Origin of the sequence: Nonomuraea sp. NPDC003709 (assembly GCF_040610775.1) — a bacterium.
Lineage (GTDB): Bacteria > Actinomycetota > Actinomycetes > Streptosporangiales > Streptosporangiaceae > Nonomuraea > Nonomuraea angiospora_A.
This window is the reverse complement of record NZ_JBEXMW010000086.1, coordinates 1-1732: the sequence shown is the minus strand read 5'-3', so window position 1 is coordinate 1732 and position 1732 is coordinate 1. Positions and strand designations below refer to the sequence as shown.

Here is a 1732-nt window from a genome sequence, read left to right as displayed (position 1 = left end):
TGCTGGTGTTCCCGGGTCAGGGGGCGCAGTGGGCCGGGATGGGGGTGGAGCTGGCGCAGGCGTCGCCGGTGTTCGCCGCCCGGCTGGAGGAGTGCGGGCAGGCGCTGAGCGAGTTCGTCGACTGGGACCTGCTCGACGTACTGCGCGGTGCGGACGGAGCACCGACCCTGGACCGGGTGGACGTCGTCCAGCCCGCCACCTGGGCGGTCATGGTTTCCCTGGCGGCATTGTGGGAGTCCGTGGGGGTCCGCCCGGCTGCGGTGATCGGGCATTCGCAGGGCGAGGTGGCCGCGGCGTGCGTGGCCGGGGCGCTGTCGCTGCGGGACGCGGCCCGCGTGGTCGCCCAGCGCGGCAAGGTCATCCGCAGGGAGCTCGCCGGGACGGGCGGCATGCTGGCCGTGCTGCTGCCGTACGAGGAGCTGGTGCGGCGGCTCGAACCGTGGAGCGACCGGCTCTCGGTAGCCGCCGTGAACGGCCCGACCTCCGTCGTCGTGTCCGGCGGCGCCGCCGACCTGGACGAGTTCTTCGCGGCGATCACCGGTGAGGGCGTGCAGGCTCGAAAGATCAAGGTGGACTACGCCTCGCACTCCGCCCAGGTGGAGGGGCTCCGCGAGACCGTCCTCGCCGAACTGGCCGGGCTCGAACCTCGCTCCGCCGACGTGCCGTTCTACTCCACGGTCGTGGCGGAGTCGCTGGACACCGAGCGGCTGGGGGCCGACTACTGGTACACCAACCTGCGCCAGCGCGTGCGTTTCGAGGACGCCGTACGAGTCGCGATTCGCGACGGTCACGACTTCTTCCTCGAGGTGAGCCCGCATCCGGTGCTGACGATGGCGGTGCAGGACATCCTGGACGTCACCGCCCCGTCGGGGGTCGCGGTGGCATCGCTGCGGCGCGGCGAGGGCGGGGCGGGGCGGTTCGTACGTTCGGCGGGCGAGGCGTTCGCCGCCGGGGTAGGGGTGGACTGGCTACGACTCCTGCCCGGCACCAGCGTGGGTGCCGAGCTGCCCACGTATGCGTTCCAGCACCGGCGTTACTGGCTGGAGCCTTCCGTCGCAGGGGCTGCGGACGCCGGTGGGCTGGGCCTGACGCGGGTGGACCATCCGCTGCTGGGTGCGGCGGTGGAGCTGCCCGATCAGGGCGGGCTGGTGCTGACCGGGCGGATCTCGACCGCTACGCATCCCTGGCTGGCCGATCACGGGGTGGGGGAGACGGTGGTCTTCCCCGGCACCGGGTTCGTGGAGCTGGTGGTGCGGGCGGGTGACGAGGTCGGCTGCCCGGTGGTGGAGGAGCTGACGCTTGAGGCGCCGCTGGTGATCGGGGGCGACGAGGCGGTCCAGCTTCAGGTGGCGGTGTCCGCTGCTGGTGAGGACGGGCGGCGTGAGGTGGCGGTGCACGCCCGTACCGGCCGGCGGCCTTGGACGCGTCACGCCGCGGGCACCCTGGCCGTGACGAGCAGTGTGGCCGGTTCTGCTGATGAGCAGTGGCCGCCGGCGGGGGCGCGGGCGGTGGACGTGTCCGGTCACTACGAGGCGTTGGCTCGTGCCGGGTATGGCTATGGTCCGGCGTTCCAGGGGCTCAAGCGGGCCTGGGTGCGTGGCGCACAGGTGTTCGCCGAGGTGGAGCTCGACGAGCGGGAGGCCGCCGAGGCCGGCGGTTACGGTATCCACCCGGCGTTGCTGGACGCCTCCCTGCACGCCACCGGTCTTATCGAGCAGGCTGAGGGCGTCGC

General features: G+C 72.7%; 1 protein-coding gene. It reads left to right on the top strand.

The genetic code is table 11. The annotated features are described in order from the left end of the window. On the top strand, positions 1-1732 hold a 1732-nt coding region (locus tag ABZX61_RS65785), incomplete at both ends, for an acyltransferase domain-containing protein (protein ID WP_355213245.1).